The sequence below is a fragment of the Roseibium sp. LAB1 genome, assembly GCF_054658235.1.
The window spans coordinates 103,427-121,622 of record NZ_BAAGIB010000004.1 but is presented as its reverse complement, the minus strand read 5'-3'; the positions used below and the strand labels follow the sequence as shown (position 1 = coordinate 121,622).

16 protein-coding genes are annotated in these 18,196 nt (G+C 56.7%); 5 read left to right on the top strand and 11 right to left on the bottom strand.

Annotated features, from left to right (window positions below):
- Positions 1-255 precede the first annotated feature (255 nt).
- Entirely contained in the window at positions 256-912 is a 657-nt protein-coding gene (locus ACYQ54_RS22030) for a ChrR family anti-sigma-E factor (protein WP_460086290.1), read from the top strand.
- Between the two features lie 58 nt (positions 913-970).
- Entirely contained in the window at positions 971-1,777 is an 807-nt protein-coding gene (locus ACYQ54_RS22025) for an SDR family NAD(P)-dependent oxidoreductase (RefSeq protein ID WP_460086287.1), read from the top strand.
- Between the two features lie 42 nt (positions 1,778-1,819).
- Here the strand turns inward: ACYQ54_RS22025 and ACYQ54_RS22020 are convergent, their stop codons facing one another.
- The 9 genes from ACYQ54_RS22020 to ACYQ54_RS21980 form a co-directional block, all read right to left on the bottom strand.
- Positions 1,820-3,049: a class I SAM-dependent methyltransferase gene (locus ACYQ54_RS22020; RefSeq protein WP_460086284.1), complete on the bottom strand. Its 1,230-nt coding sequence runs from the start codon at positions 3,047-3,049 to the stop codon at positions 1,820-1,822.
- 19 nt (positions 3,050-3,068) lie between these two features.
- Entirely contained in the window at positions 3,069-3,920 is an 852-nt protein-coding gene (locus ACYQ54_RS22015; protein WP_460086283.1) for a DUF1365 domain-containing protein, read from the bottom strand.
- Positions 3,917-5,215: an NAD(P)/FAD-dependent oxidoreductase gene (locus ACYQ54_RS22010; protein ID WP_460086280.1), complete on the bottom strand. Its 1,299-nt coding sequence runs from the start codon at positions 5,213-5,215 to the stop codon at positions 3,917-3,919. The genes ACYQ54_RS22015 and ACYQ54_RS22010 overlap by 4 nt, the downstream gene beginning before the upstream one ends.
- Positions 5,216-5,510: 295 nt before the next feature.
- Positions 5,511-6,110 carry a hypothetical protein gene (locus ACYQ54_RS22005; RefSeq protein ID WP_460086279.1) on the bottom strand — a complete coding sequence of 200 codons (600 nt, stop codon included), beginning with the start codon at positions 6,108-6,110 and terminating at the stop codon, positions 5,511-5,513.
- A gap of 929 nt (positions 6,111-7,039) precedes the next feature.
- On the bottom strand, positions 7,040-8,476 hold the full coding sequence (locus ACYQ54_RS22000; protein WP_460086276.1) for a M81 family metallopeptidase: 1,437 nt from the start codon (positions 8,474-8,476) through the stop codon (positions 7,040-7,042).
- A 20-nt stretch (positions 8,477-8,496) separates the two neighbouring features.
- Positions 8,497-10,407, bottom strand: a complete 1,911-nt coding sequence (locus ACYQ54_RS21995; RefSeq protein ID WP_460086274.1) for a beta-N-acetylhexosaminidase — start codon at positions 10,405-10,407, stop codon at positions 8,497-8,499.
- Between the two features lie 3 nt (positions 10,408-10,410).
- Complete coding sequence (locus tag ACYQ54_RS21990; protein ID WP_460086271.1) at positions 10,411-11,211, bottom strand: SDR family oxidoreductase; 801 nt, start codon at positions 11,209-11,211, stop codon at positions 10,411-10,413.
- A complete protein-coding gene (locus ACYQ54_RS21985; RefSeq protein ID WP_460086270.1) occupies positions 11,204-12,070 on the bottom strand; it encodes a MurR/RpiR family transcriptional regulator in 867 nt (288 codons plus the stop codon). Before ACYQ54_RS21985 ends, ACYQ54_RS21990 begins: the two co-directional genes overlap by 8 nt.
- 4 nt (positions 12,071-12,074) lie before the next feature.
- The gene (locus ACYQ54_RS21980) at positions 12,075-12,461 is read right to left on the bottom strand and encodes a RidA family protein (protein WP_460086268.1); all 387 of its coding nucleotides are present in this window, start codon (positions 12,459-12,461) and stop codon (positions 12,075-12,077) included.
- Between the two features lie 87 nt (positions 12,462-12,548).
- Between ACYQ54_RS21980 and ACYQ54_RS21975 the strand changes: the two genes are divergently transcribed.
- The 3 genes from ACYQ54_RS21975 to ACYQ54_RS21965 are packed head-to-tail and all read left to right on the top strand — an operon-like array spanning position 12,549 to position 15,661.
- On the top strand, positions 12,549-13,070 hold the full coding sequence (locus tag ACYQ54_RS21975; protein WP_460087246.1) for a hypothetical protein: 522 nt from the start codon (positions 12,549-12,551) through the stop codon (positions 13,068-13,070).
- A 2-nt stretch (positions 13,071-13,072) separates the two neighbouring features.
- Entirely contained in the window at positions 13,073-14,590 is a 1,518-nt protein-coding gene (locus tag ACYQ54_RS21970; protein WP_460086266.1) for a M81 family metallopeptidase, read from the top strand.
- A 3-nt stretch (positions 14,591-14,593) separates the two neighbouring features.
- Positions 14,594-15,661 carry an alanine racemase gene (locus ACYQ54_RS21965; protein WP_460086264.1) on the top strand — a complete coding sequence of 356 codons (1,068 nt, stop codon included), beginning with the start codon at positions 14,594-14,596 and terminating at the stop codon, positions 15,659-15,661.
- A gap of 91 nt (positions 15,662-15,752) precedes the next feature.
- Here the strand turns inward: ACYQ54_RS21965 and ACYQ54_RS21960 are convergent, their stop codons facing one another.
- Together ACYQ54_RS21960 and ACYQ54_RS21955 are read right to left on the bottom strand one after the other, a co-directional pair.
- Positions 15,753-16,880 carry an ABC transporter ATP-binding protein gene (locus ACYQ54_RS21960; protein ID WP_460086263.1) on the bottom strand — a complete coding sequence of 376 codons (1,128 nt, stop codon included), beginning with the start codon at positions 16,878-16,880 and terminating at the stop codon, positions 15,753-15,755.
- A gap of 74 nt (positions 16,881-16,954) precedes the next feature.
- Entirely contained in the window at positions 16,955-18,166 is a 1,212-nt protein-coding gene (locus ACYQ54_RS21955; RefSeq protein WP_460086260.1) for an ABC transporter substrate-binding protein, read from the bottom strand.
- Positions 18,167-18,196: the final 30 nt, after the last annotated feature.

Genomic DNA, 18,196 nt, shown 5'->3' with positions numbered 1-18,196 from the left:
GCCCAGGACGCTAAAGGTCTGATGGGCCTTGATCAAGGTCGCAATGTAAGCGTTCAAAGGGGGATTGCCAGCGCCTGAAGACAATCAGGTTCACTTTTCCCTCTGGCGTCAAAAACACGCCATCAGTTGTTCCGTCTTTGCAGTTCACTAAAATACTATTTCCAACAATTCTGGTGTAATTGTTGATCCGAATTTTGTTGCCTGTCGTATCGCCCGTAAGGCAATTTGGGATTCTGAAGCTATATGAGAGCGGTAATGGAAAAAAATGTGACCGGAATGGACGAGTTGCTGGCCGGATACGCGGCCGGGACCTTGACCTATCCGGCGCAGGCACTGGTGGGTGCTCATCTTGAAATGAGCGGCAGCAACAGGTCCTATGTCAGCTCGCTGGAAGCACTTGCCGGCCTTGAGCTGGAAGATGCCGAACCGGTGTCCATCTCCAACCGGGATGCAATCCTGGGATCGATTTTCAGCGGCCCTGTCGAGGATTTGAACGACAATGCGCCTGCTGGGCAGCCGGTTGAGGCTGGTGGCTCAGCGGTTCCCGAATCGCTGCGTGCCATCATCGGAGCCTCGATGGACAGCCTACCCTGGAAAACACTCCTTCCAGGCGTGAAGGAATGCAAGTTCGGCGAAATCGACGGCTGTGACAGCAGCCTTCTGTGGGTGCGCGCGGGCCGCGCCATGCCTTCCCACACGCACCATGGCACAGAGCTCACCCTGGTCTTGAAAGGTGGCTTCAAGGACGACGACGGCCATTACGTGGCCGGTGACGTTGCCTTTGCCGACGGGGATGTCGACCACAAGCCGATTGCCGATGAGGGCGAAGATTGCATCTGCTTTGCGGTGACCGCGGGTCGATTGCAATTGACCGGTCCCGTCGGCCGCTGGTTCGCACCTTTCATCCGCTGAAAAACGATCCAGAACCCGGTTTGTTTGCGTAAAGAGACAAACAGACCGGGAGATCGAATTGCCTGAAAAGAACTACGTTGCCGAACCCGATCACGGCTGCGCCTGGATCACGGGTGCCAGCTCCGGTATTGGTCGGGAACTCGCGCTTGATCTGGCCCGTTCGGGGTGGACAGTCGTTGCAACAGCCCGCTCGGCAAAGGCGTTGGCGGAACTTGAATCCCAGGCTGAAGGATTTTCCGGTTCAATTCATGCTCTGCCTGGTGACGTCACGGAGACGGACCTGATGGCCGCTCACGTGACCAAAATTCAGGATGTTTACGGCGGGCTGGCGCTTCTGGTAGCGAATGCGGGGATATACCTGCCGCAAGATGGTCTCGCTGCTGAAACCGAGGCGTTTCGCAAGAGTTTTGACGTCAACCTGATGGGCACAGTGAACGTGCTCCTGCCGGCAATAGCGGCCATGAAGGCAGCGGGCAGGGGACAGATTGCGGTGGTGTCTTCCGTGGCAGGCTATGGCGGCTTGCCGACATCGGCTGCTTATGGGGCAACCAAGGCTGGGTTGATCAACCTGGTGGAAGCATTGAAGTTCGATCTGGACCTGGCCGGTATCCGAATTCAGGTGATCAATCCGGGGTTCGTCGACACGCCAGCAACAAAATCAAACCCGTTTCCGATGCCGTATCTGATGTCTCCGCAAGAAGCCGTCGGAGAGATCAGGCAAGGTCTGCTTCACCCGACCCGCTTCGAAATCGCGTTTCCCCGCAAATTCGTGCGACAGCTCAAGCTTCTTCGCTTGTTGCCGTACAGTGCGTATTTCACACTTGTTGCCCGGTCCACGGGCTGGAACAAGAAGCAGGCCGGTTGACCCGGCCTGCCGACTTGGGAGCCTTCAAGGCTCGCGCCAGGTTCAGGCGGACTTGACGTAAACCATCTGGCGGACATCGATATTGCCGGACCGGAAGCCTGCTTCGCAATAATGGAGATAGAACTCCCACAGACGCTTGAAACGCTCGTCAAAGCCCAGCGAACTGATCCTGGGCCAGGCCTGCCGGAAACTTTGTCTCCATTCCGCAAGCGTTCGTGCGTAGTCCTGACCGAAGATTTTCTGATCCATGAGATCCAGGCCGAGCGACTTGCCGATTTCCGCCAGACGGCTGGGAGGAGGCAGCATGCCACCCGGAAAAATGTAGCGCTGAATGAAGTCGGTGCCCCGGCGATAATCGTCAAACATCCTGTCCTGGATGGTGATGATCTGCAGGCCTGCCTTGCCGCCTGGCTTCAGGCATCTCGACAATTGGCGGAAGTAGGTTGGCCAGTATTTCTCGCCGACAGCTTCGAACATCTCGATGGAGGCAATCCGGTCGAACACGCCGGTTTCGTCCCGGTAATCCTGGAAAACAACTTCGACCTTGTCGTTGAGACCGGCCTTGTAGATACGCTCGCGCGCATAGTCGAACTGTTCCTGAGAGATCGTCAGCGCACGCACGTTGGCACCGACTGTCGAGGCGACATATTCGGCGAACCCACCCCAGCCACAGCCGATTTCCAGAACCTTGTGGTCCGGATTTATGCCCGTCTGGCGTACCAGTGAAGCGTATTTTTCCGCCTGGGCCTGTTCCAGATTGTTGGTCTCGTTGCTGTAGATCGCCGAGGAATACGTCATCGAGGGATCGAGCCATTCCCGGTAGAACGCGTTGCCGAGATCGTAATGGGCCGAGATGTTGCGCTTCGATCCGCGTTTTGTGTTGGAATTCAGCCAATGGCGAACCGACATGAGAAAGCGCGTGAACGGCTTTCCCTGGAGTGCTTCCAGGGTCGATTCCTGATTGATGCAGAAGACTTCGAGGAACGTGGTCACATCCGGGGACGACCAGTATCCGGCCATGAAGGCTTCCCCGACGCCGACGTCGCCGGCCTGCACCACCATGCGGAAAAACGACCAGTTGTGGATTTTTAGAACACCGTGCGGGCCATCTTCCTGGCCTTTGATGAGAAACCTTCGGCCGTCCGGAAATTGCACTTCGAGCGATCCGTAACGGATTTTGAGGGCAAGGCCCGCCGCCATTTTGGCGAGGCGTGGTGTTCCCTTCAACTCCGCGCGGAGATTTTCCTTGGTCAGAACAATCGGCTCACCCATAGCAGAACCTCTTGAAATGTCAGTTGTTTGAAACCGGCAGAACAGATCCTGCCTGCCTGGCCAGCCCGTCTTTCCTTGCATCCTCTGCGGGCCGAGCATGAAATGGTACACGCTTGCGCCAGATTTTAAAGGCTTCCCAATGGATGGCGCTGATGACCTTGTAACTCAGCAACGGCACTCGGAGGCATGCCCGAAGGATCGAACTGGTGGTAAGGGGGTGCCGGGTGCCGGAGAATGTTGCTGACAACAGCGGCCCGTCGGTGTCCTTTTCCAGGATGCGGACGCGAACCGTCTTCCCCGGTGGCATCATGCGGAAGAAATAGTGCTGTTCCATGCTCACGAAAGGGGACACGTAGAACAGTTTCTTCTGGTCCTGCCGGATGCCGGCATCGGTTGACTGACCCGTCCGAACCGGAGCGACATAGGTATGCAATCCACCAAACGTGTTGCGCACCTCATAGACGAGCGCAACCAGGTGGTCTGAACGGTCATAGGCATAGTAGACGCTGAGAGGATTGAAGCCGTAGCCCAGCATCCGAGGATAGGCGAGCAGCAAGATCCGGGCGGGTGCTTCAAGTCCTTCCGTGGCGAGCAAGCGGTCGACATGAGACCGAAGATCCGTCCCGTCCCGCAGCCCGTGATCCTTTTGATGAAACGACAACAGATTGAACCTGTTGACGGAAAAAAGCGGGCTCGAGCCGGATGCCTCGTCCAGGCGATCCAGATCGATCAGGATGGAAAAGACCTTGTAGGAAAACCTGTGTTCACGGGGTTTCATCCGGTGATGCATGACCGTGCCCATGAACAGGGATGCCGCCGGATCCGGTGGTGGTCCGTTGTCATGCAGACGATTGCTCGGCCTCAACCTCATTCGGCAGCCTCCAGATAGGTGCCTTCGGTGCTCTCCCTGTCCCATGGTAGGCGCGCACCAAGCGACCTGGCAACGTCGAGGCCGGAAGCTAATCCGTCCTCATGAAAACCGTGGCCACGCCAGGCCCCACAATACCAAGTGTTGTTGACGCCCTGAATTTCGCCAAGGCGGTCCTTGGCCTGCCGGGCGGTGGCATCGAACTGCGGATGGTCATACACATACTTTGCGAAGGTCTTGTCCTCGCGCGGCGGTGCGTAGGGGTTCAATGTTACAAAGACAGGCCTGGAATGGTCGAAATTCTGCAACCTGTTCATCCAGTAGCTGACGGTCACATCCTGCGTTTCGCCGGCATCGCGATCGGACATGTAATTCCAGGAAGCCCAGACTTTCTTGCGCCTGGGCATCAAGGCTTCATCGCGGTGCAGATAGACCTCGTTCGGCCGATACCGGATTGACCCCAGGATATCGCGCTCTTGTGCGGAAGGGTCACCCAGCATGGCGAGGCTCTGGTCCGTGTGGCTGGCGAGGATCACATGATCGAAGACATCCTGATGACCTGATGCGTCACGAACAAGTACCTGACCGTTCTGCCGAAGGATTTCAGTCACCGGTTTGCCCAGCCTGATCTTTCCTTGCAGGGGAGCCAGCAGTTTTTCGACGTAATTTCGGCTGCCGCCGGAAATCGTTCGCCAGAGTGGACGGTCGAAGGACAGCAGGCGGTGGTTTTCGAAGAATGCCACGAAGCTTTCTGCCGGATAGTCCCGCATTTCATTGATCGGTGTTGACCAGATTGCAGCTCCCATTGCCAGCAGATAGTCGTTGATGAAGCCGGCGGAATACCGCTCGCGCTCAAGATATCCCCCAAGCGTCTCCGTGTTCAGTCGGCCGGCTTTGAGGTCTTCCACGGCCTTCGTGTTAAATCGGAAAATATCGCGCAACATGCGCAGAAAGCGCGGCGAAACCAGGTTCTTCCGTTGCGCGAACACCGCGTTCAGCGAATGTCCCGACCACTCAAGCTTGCCGTTGTCCGCAGACAGGGCAAAGCTCATATCGCTGATTTCGTTGGCGACCCCAAGGTGGTCGAGCAAGGCAGTAAAATTCGGATAGTTGAGCTCGTTATAGACAATGAACCCGGTATCCACCGATATCCTGACGCCGTCATAGTCGATATCCGCGGTTGCGCTGTGACCGCCTGGCCGGTCGCGCTTTTCGTAAAGAACAACGTCATGATGATCGTTGAGAGCCCAGGCTGCACTATTTCCGGAGATTCCGGAGCCGATGACGGCAATCCGCATATCTTATCCTTCGGCACGTCGGTGTTACCGCAGAAAACCTGTTTGGTTGCGAGGTTTTCCAGTTGATGTGCAGCGGTTACGCCTCGGCTAAATAGGCGGATCACATAGGATGATGAATTTTATGGATTATTTTTGACGCGAGGGCGAGCGAAGGAGTTGCGCTCATAGCGTCGTGTGTTCGGAGATCACCGATGTCCCTGCAAAGTGGCGCACGCACCGTTGCTGCCCGGCTATAAACCGGGCAAGCGCGGGTGCGCACTGCGTCTAAGCAGTGAGATCGGGTCAGGACCGGTCATTACGCCTGAATTGTATCGACAATCCAATTCCAGGCGATTTCGACGCGCGTACGTGCTGCGTCGAAGAAGGCAACGACCTTATGCCAGACCAATTCACCAAAATCGGCAACCTGCAGCATGGTGCCACGCTCTTTGCTTGGCTGCTGACCGGTCTCGATCAGTTCAATTGTTGTGGCATCAGCACCTTCGTTGACCACACGCCGTGTGACTGTAAGGGTGCCTTCGTTGACCAACCTGGACTCATCCTTGCTCGCGACGACGGTATCCTGATCCATGGAGCGAACTACAACGGCCCGGCCATCAGGAAGCAGATGGGTTTCGTTGGTGTTCACTTCACTGTCATAGATAACTTCGCCGAAGGAATCGATCAGTTCTACCCAGATCGTTTTCCGGCCTTCCAATTCGATTTCGCCCACCCAAATTGTGAGCTCACTTTCCAGCGGATCGGCTTGATCCTGTGACGCTGACGCGACTGTGACCGCAAGGCGATCCTCAGGTAACGTGATCGTTTCCTGAGGCAATGGGGCCGCAGCAGCGCTTCCCGCCAAGGCCAGGATGAAGCCAATCGCAAGAGTTCCTGCTCTGGTATTCCGTTGCATGTACGCCTCCCAAGGCTAATACAACTTCACTTACCGCGCGTGGGGTCTCTTTAACGGTGGTCCCTTAAGGGACTTGTCAGGTCTACCGCGCTTTTGCGCCCCATTCGTGCGGTCACGATTTTGCCATTATCGCACCACAATGTCCCGAATGCGTGTAATAAAGATCACAAATCCGGGCAATTTCAGTTACATTTCGGTAATAAGTGTGGTTTGAACCCTCAAGTTCAAGGCCAATCACTGGTTCGTGATCAAATGACCCTCGTCATAACTGACAATGAACGTAGAGTAAGTTTGTTGACTGTGACATTTATGCCGAGTTTTTTCGATGAATTCGTTTGAGTTTAGAAAAGGTCAAGGCCACTTATTCTAAAGTTTTATCGAAAGTCGCGAGGATGATCGTTTCCCGGTTTGTTTGGTGAGGGAGGCGGCGCCCTCACAACACAAACAAAAAGCTCCACCGGAGCGTGCCGGCGGAGCTTATAGGGATTGGCACAGTCGATGGGGCGAGTGCTTGTATCCCGTTCGACCAAGACCTTGCTGTTCGCAGGACGTTTCCTGTTGCCGGTGGTTACATCCCCGGTCTGGCCAGGCCCTGACAGTGTCTGTCTGATCGTCAAATAAATTAGTACTGAGCGACCGTTCACGTTCAACCTTGGCAAAAATGACAATAATTCTGCCTGGGAGGAACCTGTCGTGTTCAAGGTCCTATCTAAGGCTATGATTGATTTGGGAAATGTGATCGCCAGTGAGTGATGGCCATTAAATTTGACGCCGAAATTTATATGAATAAATCTTTGGCGGCGCTTGTATTCGCAAGGCGAAAAACAGCTTTTCGTCAAGATATTCGGAAACTTACGAAATGCAGAACGCGCTTTTGGTATCCGGGATTCGGTCTTTTGTTCGAAGAGACCAGAGGGAGGTGCGGGTTATCAAATATTTGTCCTTAGAGAAAGCCGAGGAGCCGGTATCCACTCGAAGGTCTCTTGAAAAGGATAGCTTGGCACTGGTCGTTGTCGGCTCGACAGCGATCCGATTTCCTGGTTGACCGCCCCATCTGTAAGGGCCATGCGGGCAGGATTGGCAATCGGGGCGAGGTCAGGCGACAGATAGCCGGACTTTACGATGAGGTATCTTGCCGTGGTCGGTTCGATGCCGAACCGCCTGAAATCATCCAGAGTATGGAAGGGCCGTCGGCGTTCCGTCAGGATCACCTGGTTGCCCGCAACCTCGAGCAGCACTTCCCGGTCGCGATCGGCTTCACGGCCAAGTCTTGCCAGCAAGACCGCGTCAGCGGAGACGTGCTGACACTTGCTGCCGAGTGCCCCTCCAATATCCAGAAAATTGGTGGTTCCCACAGGCAACGACCATATTTTTGCAACCGCGATCGGATCTGCGATCCCCGCAAACACGCCGCCAGTCAAACCGCGCTCAAGCCAGGCCGCCAGAACGTCAGACCGGTCGCCCACACCGCCGCCAGTTGGATTGTCGCCACTGTCTGCAAGAATGAAGGGCGATGTCGTTGCGGCCGCCGCATCGTCGAGACAATGTGCCAGGGACTTGGTAGGCACGCCGAAGGCGAAATCCTGCCGGGCGGCCCAATAAGCGGCGGCAATTTCCGAGGCTGCCTTTTGGATTGCATCTCGGTCAGACCCCGTTACCACGGCAGCAGCCGTCGCCCTGGCAGTGTCTGCCCAGACGTATCCCACCATCAGATTGGCATCTGTCACACCACTCCGGTCATCGTATCGCGGCAATGCCGCATAGAGTGATTTTGCCGGCTCGTCTTCCGTACTTGTGCGCTCCCCGGGCAGGAGCATGGGAACCGGTGCCCAGGCAACATATCTCCGGGGCCCACCGCGCAGCTGGTCGATAAGATTTTCAGCGGCACGCTGATGGGTTTCGATCACATCGATATGTGGAGCGGTTCGATAGGCACAAAAGATGTCGATCTGATCGACAATGGTCTGTGTGACGTTGCCATGCAGGTCGTAACTGACGGCAATTGGTATCTGCGGGCCGACAAGTTGGCGGACCGCCGAGATCCAGTCGCCTTCCGCGTCCTCCAAGCCGACCACATGCATGGCGCCGTGCATGATCAGCAGCACGCCGTCGACTGGAAGGCTGGAAGTCAGGTCGGCAAGAAAGGCAGACTTGAACACCGCGTAACAATCTGCAGACACGGGGCCGCCCGGAATGGACCTTGCGTGAAACAGGGGGCAGAAGGTGACATCCGCAAACCGATCGCCGTCAACACCGACGTGCACCAGCAGCTCCTTGCCTCGAGCGATGTTGAAATCCGCCGCGGACTGAAGAACGGGCGAGTAGGTGCTGCATTCCGTATGTATGCCGCCAACTGCGATTCTCATCTTCTTGCCTCGTGAAGCACTCAAAGCTGCGGGAAGAAGGGCGCCTGTGCTGCAAAGCGTAACCAGGCTTTTTGTGCAGGGGCAGTCCAGCCCGCTTCGGCGACTGCATAAAGCCGCGGAAAGACCATATGGTTGAAGATGGCGTTATTGGTCATGTGTTCACACCAGATGCAGGCCTGGACGCCCTTGAGGCGTTCCTCGCTGCCTGCGCTGAGACCGGCTGCGGCCTCATAAGCGTAACAGTCTTCAGGTGTTGAGACGCCGGCCCAGCCCGCGCCAGGTTCATGCCAGCCCGAGGCCTGGACCATGTCCATGTAATAGTGCTGACCCGGCGTGCAGATAACGTCGTAGCCCTGATCTATCAGATCCTTGGTCACTTCCTGTCTCTGCCAGGCCATCAAGAGCACGCCGTCCGGATCGATGCCTCCGCCGTGGGAGACTTCGTCCCAACCGGCAAGCTTCCGGTTCAACTTTTTCAGGATATCGCGCACGCGGCCCATGAAATAGGCCTGCACTTCCATCGTATCCGAAAGGCCCTGATCCGCCATGAGGCGCTGGGTCTTAGGAGACTCCAGCCAGGATTTGACGTCGACTTCATCACCGCCGATATGGATGAACTCGAACGGGAACAGGCTTGCGACTTCCGCAAAGACCTTTTCGAGAAACTCGTAGGTTTCATCCATTGCAGGGTTGAGCGCATTGTTCGGATAGCCCTGAATGGAATGATAGCTCTCAGGCGCCTCCGCCTGATCGGCAAAGCGTGGGTAGGTTTTCAGGACAGCAGTCGAATGGCCGGGAACATCGATCTCCGGCAGAATGTCGATGTTGAGGCTGGCTGCATGGGCGACAATCTCGCGCACATCATCCTGCGAGTAAGCACCTTCATAGACTTCAGCGGCAAAGCCAAGCTGAGGAACCTGTTGGCAGCCTGGGCCGCGCCGCGCACCGCCGACGGTCAGTTCGGGATAGGCTTTTATTTCAAGCCGCCAGCCTTCATCGTCGGTGAGATGCCACTGGAAAATGTTCATCCGTCCCCAGGCGAGAATATCGAGCAACCGCAAAATGTCTTTCGCGCCACGGAAGTGTCGTGAAACATCAAGATGCGTTCCGCGCCAGGAAAACCTTGGGGCGTCCTCTATCGAGCCCTGTGCGGGAAACTTGAATTTCTCCGGCGCCTCATAGGTGCCGTAGGCGATCTGGGCGAGAACAGTGAGGCCGTAGTCACGGCCTGCAGGTCCGCTGTAGCTCAGCCTTGCTCGCGCTCCGGCGAATGCCAGCCGGTAGCCGTCCTTCGGAAGGCTGCTGTCCTGCTGAAACTCTATTTCAGTCTGGTGATGGGACGGCGTGAAGCGGAAAGGATGCGGTGCTCCAGGGAAAAGCCGCACAGCAAGTGCATTGATCTTGGCAGCCGCCGCTTTGTCATCCGTAGTGCCGCCGGAAACAAGAAAACTGGTCTTGTCCTCCTCAAAGGCTGTTACAGCAACTTTCTGTGGCCAGGGTACAATATGAAGCGGTTCGGCGAGTTCGCCTTCCGGCATGCTGCGCATTTCGCCGCTGTCGAGTTCCTCCGGCGCTTCCAGATCGTTGCATAACACCTCGATGACGCTGCCATCGGTGCTGACATAAGCGGACTTGGGTCCGTCCAGACGATGGCGTGCCACGTTCGCGAGACCGGTGATGGCGAAGGACCAGGTTTCACCAGGTTCGATGGTTTCGCCTGCGTTCGGCGTGATTTCATGAAAATTCGCTATTCGGCTGAAGCTTTCGGCGTTTTTGAGTTTTGCATTTGCAGAAGCCCGATTGACCGCCGTGTAGGCAAGCTTGAAAGCCTTCAAGGGTTTGGAGCTGGTATTGGTCAGCGCAAATTCCTGGCGAGAGGCTGCAAGATCCTCTGCCGGGCGGTAAAAACAATCGAGCACAAACTTGGTCATGACTTAAAATCCGTCGAAGTCGGGTGATTGAGTGAATGTTCGGGCAAGGGCGGGTGATCCAGCCGTCAGCCCACTGTCTACAGGCAGGCAAACGCCGGTGATGCAACGGGCTGCCGGGCTGATCAGGAAGGAGACGGCCGAGGCAATGTCCTCCGGTTCGGGCAGCGATTTGAAGGGATACCAGGCGAGGGCTTCATCGAAGACATTCGGATTGGCTGCCTGCCGGATTTTCCAGGCCTGGGTCTTCACGGTGCCCGGTGCAATGGCATTTGACCGGACGCCATACTTGCCATATTCGACGGCAATGGCCTTGGTTGCCTGGATCAGGCCAGCCTTTGCAGCGCTATAGGCCGGGTGACCCAAGACGGACATTCCGTTGACCGAGGCAATGTTGACCACGTTACCCGCGCCACTGGTAATCAGCTCTTTTTCGAAGGTCTTGAAGCAGTTGAGCGCGGCTTCCAGGTTCAGTGCCAGGTCCCTGGACAGCGTTTCGGCTGTCATTTGATGCAGTGTCAGGGCTGATGCGGCACCTGCATTGTTGACCAGCGTATCAACCTGGCCCAGCCGCCTGGTTTCGCCGGCCAACCGGGCAAGGTCATCCGGTTTGGTCAGGTCGCACTGGATTGCTGCAATGTTGGCACCGTGATTCACAAGACTGGCGACCGCACCTTCAAGGGCAATCAGGTCAATATCGACGGCGGCTATGGTGTGGGTTGCCGATAACCGCGCAGCTATGGCCATGCCGATGTCGCCAGCTGCGCCTGTCACGACGGCAACGGGGGGCTTGGATTGATCAGTCACCGAGTGCTTCCTTGTCGTCTTGATCGCGCGTGTTGCTGAGCTGGTACTTGACGCGTCTGAGGTTTTCCCTGGCCTCGTCGCCGCGCCGCATGGCGACAAGCGTTGCCAGCAGGTCTGTCACGAACAGGAAGGCATAGCGGCTGGTGCTTGGCCGCAGGATGTTGTCGCCTTCCGGCAGATCAATGGCGATCGTGATATCCGCCAGGTCGGCGACAGGTCGACCGGGGCGGGTGAGGGCGATCACGATCGCCCCGTAGGTCTTTGCAGCTTCCAGCGCTCTGGCCATCTGCAGGTTCCTGCCGGACACAGACGACGCGATAATGACATCGCCTGTGCGCATCGTGGCAGCCTGCATCAGCTGCATGGCATGATCGGTGACGCTGACCGTGCGCAGGCCGAGGCGGAAAAATCGGTTCTGCATTTCATCGGAAATCATCGAGGACGTGCCACCTGCACCGAACGCCGCCAGCAGCTTGGCCGTAGAGATGGCGTCAGCTGCAGCCTGGACGGCATCCATATCGAGTGCCTTGCGCGTGTTGGCAGCCGCGTCCTGGAACTGCGCCAGAAGGCTGTCGGCAATGTCACGAGGTGCGTCGGATGCCGCATTCGCGGTCAGGTACCTGGTTCCGGCGAAGGTCACCTGCGCAACCTGCACCTTGAAGGCAGTGTAGCTCTCGCACCCAAGCCGGCGGCAAAACCGGGTCACAGTCGGTGGAGAAACGCCTGCCCGTTCGGCAACATCCGTGATGCCGGCGTTCACAATGAACTCGGCATCAGTGCGCAACAATGCGGCCAGGATCCGCTCGGACTTTGAAAGATCCGGCTCGATCTGCTGCAGAACGGACAGGATATCCCGCATGGGATCAAACCGGCTTTTTATAGGCGACGCAATCGATCTCGACCTTGCAGTCCACCATCATGGTCGACTGTACGCAGGCGCGTGCCGGCGGATGTTCGCCGAAATAGCTTTTGTAGACGCCGTTGAACGACCAGAAGTCGCGCGGATCGTCAAGCCAGACGCCGACGCGCACGACATGTTCAAGGCCATAACCGGCTTCTTCAAGAATCGCGATCACGTTCTTGATGGTCAGATGGGTCTGTTCGACAATCCCCGTACCGATGATCTCGCCATCCTTCATCGGAACCTGGCCTGAAACATAGAGCCAGCCATCAGCTTCGACAGCCCGGGCGAACGGCAGGTTCTGGCCGCCGGCTCCTGATTTTTCAGCACCATAGCGTTTGATCGACATATTTTGCTCCGAAATGAAAATGATTTACATAGTGGTTTGACATTGGTTTTATTTCATCCTTATATTTTTCAAAAATCAACCATCAAAATGAAAATGGTTTCCGGTATGCATGCGCTTTCCAACAGTCAGACAAATCCCTTTGCGGGCGAAGACGCAGATCGCTCCGCGATATGGGACATGCTCGTCATGCGAGATATCGATGCCTTCGTTGCTGCTGACTGGTCGCAGGTCGCCGATGACTTCGATGAACCAGCCTTTTTCGGTATCGACGGGTGCAGGGAAGACAATCCGGACAATTGGCGTCTCGGGTTTCCAGACCTTGAAACCTACAAGAATGAGTGGTTGTGGCAGGCGCAGGAGTTTTCCCGAACCGAATTTGCCGAAGATGCCCGCGCGGCCATTTTCGAGGCAACACGGCTGAATGACATTGAAATCAATGGCGCGCGTGCGATTGCGCGCAAGAAATTCGATGGACGGATCAGGAAGTCGGACGGCAGCGAAGATCGCCTGCTTTGGCAAACGCTATATTTCTGCGTTCGAAAAGAGGGGCGTTGGAAGATCTGTGGATTTGCAGGATATCTGCCGAACCCTCTTGGAGCTGTGGCCTGATCATGACAAAGCCCCGCGCTTTTACCGCAGCTCTGGCAACGGAAACAAATACGTTCTCGCCGATCCGGATCGATATCAATGCTTTCAAGGCATCTCTGCTGGCGAGACCGGGGGAGCATCCGGACACTCCAACCCTGTGTTCAGCCGTCGTGACCGTCGGACGCCGGTTTGCCCGTGAAAACAATTGGGAACTGGTTGAAGGCACCGCTGCCTGGGCTGATCCGGCCGGCCTGGTATCCAGACAGACATTTGAAGGGTTGCGCGACGAGATCCTTGATCAGGTCGAACGCGGTGGCCCGTTCGATGTCGTGGTGATCGGTCTTCACGGGGCAATGGTTGCTGACGGCTACGACGATCCGGAAGGCGACCTTCTTGATCGAATTCGCGCGGTGATCGGACCGGACGTGCCAATCATCGCGACATTTGACCCGCACAGCCATCTCACCGCAAAGCGTGTGGCGGCTGCAGATGCTCTCATCGCCTTCAAGGAATTCCCCCACATCGATTTTGTCGATCGCGCGGAGGATGCCTGGCGCATTGCAGGACAGGCGGTCTCAGGTGAGGTCAAACCGGTGATGAGCGTTTACGACCCCAAGATGATAGACGTGTTCCCGACAACATCCGAGCCGATGCGCCGCTATGTCGATGACATGCTTCGCCGGGAACAGGAAACGCCCGGCCTTTTGTCGCTTTCGGTCATCCATGGGTTCATGGCGGGTGATGTGCCGGAAATGGGCACCAAATTGCTGGCGGTCACAAACAACAATCCGGAACTTGGAGCAGCTGTTGCCCAGGAATTGGGGGAGGCTCTTTTTGCGCTCCGCGGCAAGGTCCGTAGTGTTGAGCTTACGCCGGCTGATGCCTATGCCAAGGCACTGGCGTATGATGGTGGCCCGGTCACGATTGCCGATATGTGGGACAATCCCGGCGGCGGCACGGCAGGGGACGCAACAGTGCTGCTGGCGGAGGCCATTGCCGGCAATCTGGAGAACATTGCCTTTGGCTCGATCTGGGATCCGGTCGCCGTTCAGCTGTGTCATGCTGCGGGTGAGGGCGCCCGAATGATGCTGAGGTTCGGTGCAAAGTCGGCCCCGGAAACTGGTGATCCTATCGACGCCGAAGTCGAAATCGTTCGCAATATCCGAAACGCCGAACAGGCCTTCGGCCAGAGTATTGTTCCCATTGGTGATGCCAGCTTGATCCGGATCAGCGGGATCGAGGTGATCTTGAACTCGACCCGCGCCCAGTGCTTCGACACCACCCTGTTTTCCAATTTCGGTATCGATCCTGCCAAACGGAAAATCCTGGTAGTGAAATCAACAAACCACTTCCACCAATCCTTCGCCCGGATCAGTCCGCTGATCCTTTATTGCGCTGCTGGACGCCCTTATCCCAATGACCCGAGGGTTACGCCCTACAAGAAAGCGCCAAGGGATATCTGGCCGATCACTGAGGCCGTTCTGGCGAGCGGGCATGAAACCGATACCGGTGCCGGTTCCACCGGCCGCAAGGGAGGCTAAGCGATGAGTGTCGGGCTATCAATTCAGGATCTTCTGACCCCGGTCGCCGTGATCGATGAAACGGTCATGGAAACCAATATCAAGGTCGCGCAGGAATATTTCGACCGGATCGGCCGGAGTTTCCGGCCACATATCAAGACCCACAAGATCCCGGCACTCGCGGCGCTGCAGCTTGCCTATGGCGCCCGCGGCATCAATTGCCAGAAAATAAGCGAAGCTGAAGTGTTCGCAGATGCCGGTTTCACCGACATCCTGATCACGTTCAACATGCTCGGGAAATCGCGGCTCGACAGGTTGAAACTGCTCAATACGAAGGTGGACTTGCAGGTCGTCGCAGACAACGACGTTGTCGTCGATGGACTTGCCAGTGCGTTTTCCGGAGACCAGCCTCTGAAGGTCCTGGTCGAATGCGACACGGGGGCGGGCCGCAACGGTGTGCAAAGTCCGGCTGCCGCGGTCGACCTTGCAAAGCGGATCGACGCTTCGCCCGGACTTCTGTTCCACGGCCTGCTGACTTACCCGAAGCCATCGTCCGAGAAGTCGGTGGAAGCTTATTTTGCGGAAACCCTGACGCTTCTGAAACAAGCCGGTCTGGATTGTCCCGTCGTCTCGCACGGTGGGTCGCCGAGCCTGTTTGACAGCGATCTGGTGCCGAGCGCGACGGAACACAGAGCCGGAACCTATATTTTCAACGACCGCTCGATGGTGCGTGCGGGCATGTGCGATTTCGACGATTGCGCCATGCATGTACTGGCCACTGTCGTCTCGCGGCCGACGGAAAACCGCGCGGTTCTGGATGCAGGTTCAAAAGCGTTGACGTCCGATTTGCTGGGTTTTTCCGATCATGGCCTGCTGATCGATTATCCTGAGGCATCCATTGCCGCTCTCAGCGAGGAACATGCGGTTGTCGATCTGACAAACTCCGGCAACAAGCCGCAAATTGGCGAACGCGTCAGGATCATTCCGAACCACACGTGTGTCGTATCTAATCTGTTCGACAGGTTGGTGTTCCACAGAGACGGCGTGGTGACCCGTATCGAGACGGTCGCCGCCCGTGGGCAAGTTGTCTAGTCCTCCAGACGACTTGCCCGCCTATTCCCATATATGAAAACGGCCGCCTTTTGAGGCGGCCGTTTTGTTTGGGAATGTCACGTGCTCTGCGTCAGATATGCATGTCCGCTGCATCCAGTTCTGAAAGCGAGAGCTGTCTTTCGAAAGCCTTGCCTGTTTCATGGAACAAATGGCAGTCCATGCCTTTCAGCCCCATGGATACCGACACGCCAACCTTGGCTGGTGCCGACCCGGGCAGCACGCCGCAGAACGTGGACTTCGCTCCGGCAACCGTGCTGTAGGTGACGGTATGAATGCCGAGGTGTTCCACAACGGTGGGAACAACTTCAATGGCCGCATCGGCATTTCCGAGCGTCAGATGTTCCGGGCGGATGCCCAGGGTAAGCCGCGTGCCGGCAACGTCTTTCTCTGTTCTTACCTTGACCGTCAGGTCTTTGCCTGAAGGCAAGGTGACGACAACGCCGTCGGGGCCAGCGCTCTTGCCGGTTACCTCGATGAAATTCATTTTCGGGTTGCCGATGAACCCCGCGACAAACGTGTTCTGAGGCTTGTGATAAAGTTCCAGCGGTGATCCGACCTGCGAAATAACACCATGATCCAGCACAACGATCCGGTCCGCCATGGTCATGGCTTCAACCTGATCGTGGGTAACATAGATCATGGTCGCGTCGAGTTCCGTGTGCAGTTTGGCAAGTTCGACGCGCATTTCCGCACGCAGTGCTGCATCCAGGTTGGACAGGGGTTCGTCGAACAGGAAAACGGACGGCTCGCGCACGATGGCACGGCCGATCGCGACACGCTGGCGCTGGCCACCGGAAAGTTCGCCAGGTTTGTGCTGCAGCCTTTCCTTCAACTGCAGAATACCGGCTGCGGCCTGCACCTTCTCTTCCACCTTGTCTTTGGACAGGCGTTCGACACGCAGGGGAAAGGCGATGTTTTCGTAAACAGACATATGCGGATAGAGCGCATACGACTGAAACACCATGGCGATGCCGCGTTTGACCGGCGGCAGATCGTTCACGATCTTTTTCTCGATCGTGATATCACCGCCCGTGATTTCCTCAAGCCCCGCAATCATGCGCAGCAATGTTGATTTTCCGCATCCGGACGGACCGACAAAAACAATGAATTCGCCATGGTCTACATCAAGATTGACACCCTTGATGACCTCCATCTGGCCATAGCTTTTGCGTACGTCGCGCAGCTGCAACTCGCCCATGGTCATTCCTTCTTTGAAGAGGTGGCCGGGCCCCCGATTGTGGGAAAAAGGGGGCCCGGACAGTGCTCAAGGTGTTACTTGAATTCCTCAAGCTGTTCCGCGGCGATCTCGACAGCTTCAGCCGGATCGACTTCACCCAGAACAACACCCTGAACGGCTTCGTTGATCGAATCCTGCAAACCAACGTAGTCGGTGACAAACGGCTCCGGACCACCGGTCTGGATCGCATCGAGGAATGCCGACCATGTCGGGTCTTTCTTGACCAGTTCCCTGACTTCCGGCAGGTCACGCAGAGGCGTGAAGCCTTCAGCCAGTTCAAACGCCATCTGGTTTTCAGGATTGGTCAGAAGCTTCGCGAGGGAAAGCGCCTGTTCTTCAACGCCTGATCCCTTGAAGACAGCCAGGGAGTCGGTGATCAGCAGGGTGCCCGGAGTGCCGGACGGACCCACCGGGATCGGTGCAACGCCCCAGTTTACATCGGTAACGCGGGTGCGCTCCCACGGACCGGAGATGAACATGCCGATCTTGCCTTCCGAGAACAACGGACGCAGCTTGGCGCGGTCATAGGCAATCGGCCCCGGCTGCGAGACTTCAGCCATCTTGCCGTAGAAGGCGAGGGCTTCGACGTTGTTCGGGGAATTGAAGACGATTTTGCCGTCCTCGTTGATGACCTGACCGCCGTTCGTATAAACGTAGTTCATGAACTGGTGCATGGTGTTGTCGAAGGAAGCTGCCGCAAGCCCGAACCCGTCTGCGTCGGTCTTGTCCTTGACTGCCTTGGCGAAATCATACATTTCGTCCCAGGTTTTCGGCGGTGTTTCCGGATCCAGGCCGGCGGCCTTGTAGAGATCCTTGTTCCAGTAAAGTGCCTTGGTGGAGAATGCACGCGGTAGGCCCCACTGCTGACCGTTGGCTGTAATCGTCGCCAGGATCGGAGCCGCGTATGTGGCTTTTTCCTCTTCGGTCATGTCGACCGGAATGATCAGATCGTTGGCTGCAAGCTGTTTAAGCGTGCGCGATCCCATATAGGCGACAGCAGGCGGGTTTCCGGCGGACGCGAGCGTCGTGGACTTTTCCTGGCACTGGCCCCAGGGAACAAACTCGAGCTGAACCTTGAAGCCCGGATTTTCAGCTTCCCAACCCTTGATCAACTCATCCTGGAGCGGAATGCCGGCGCCGGTGTTGTCGCCGCAGTTGATCATGTGAATGATCTTGTCTTCCGCCTGCGCGGTCCCCGCGAGAGTGAGCACGAGGGCTCCTCCCAAAAGCACTGATTTTAGTGTCATCTGTTTTCCCTTTTCTGGTTGGTTTCTTCT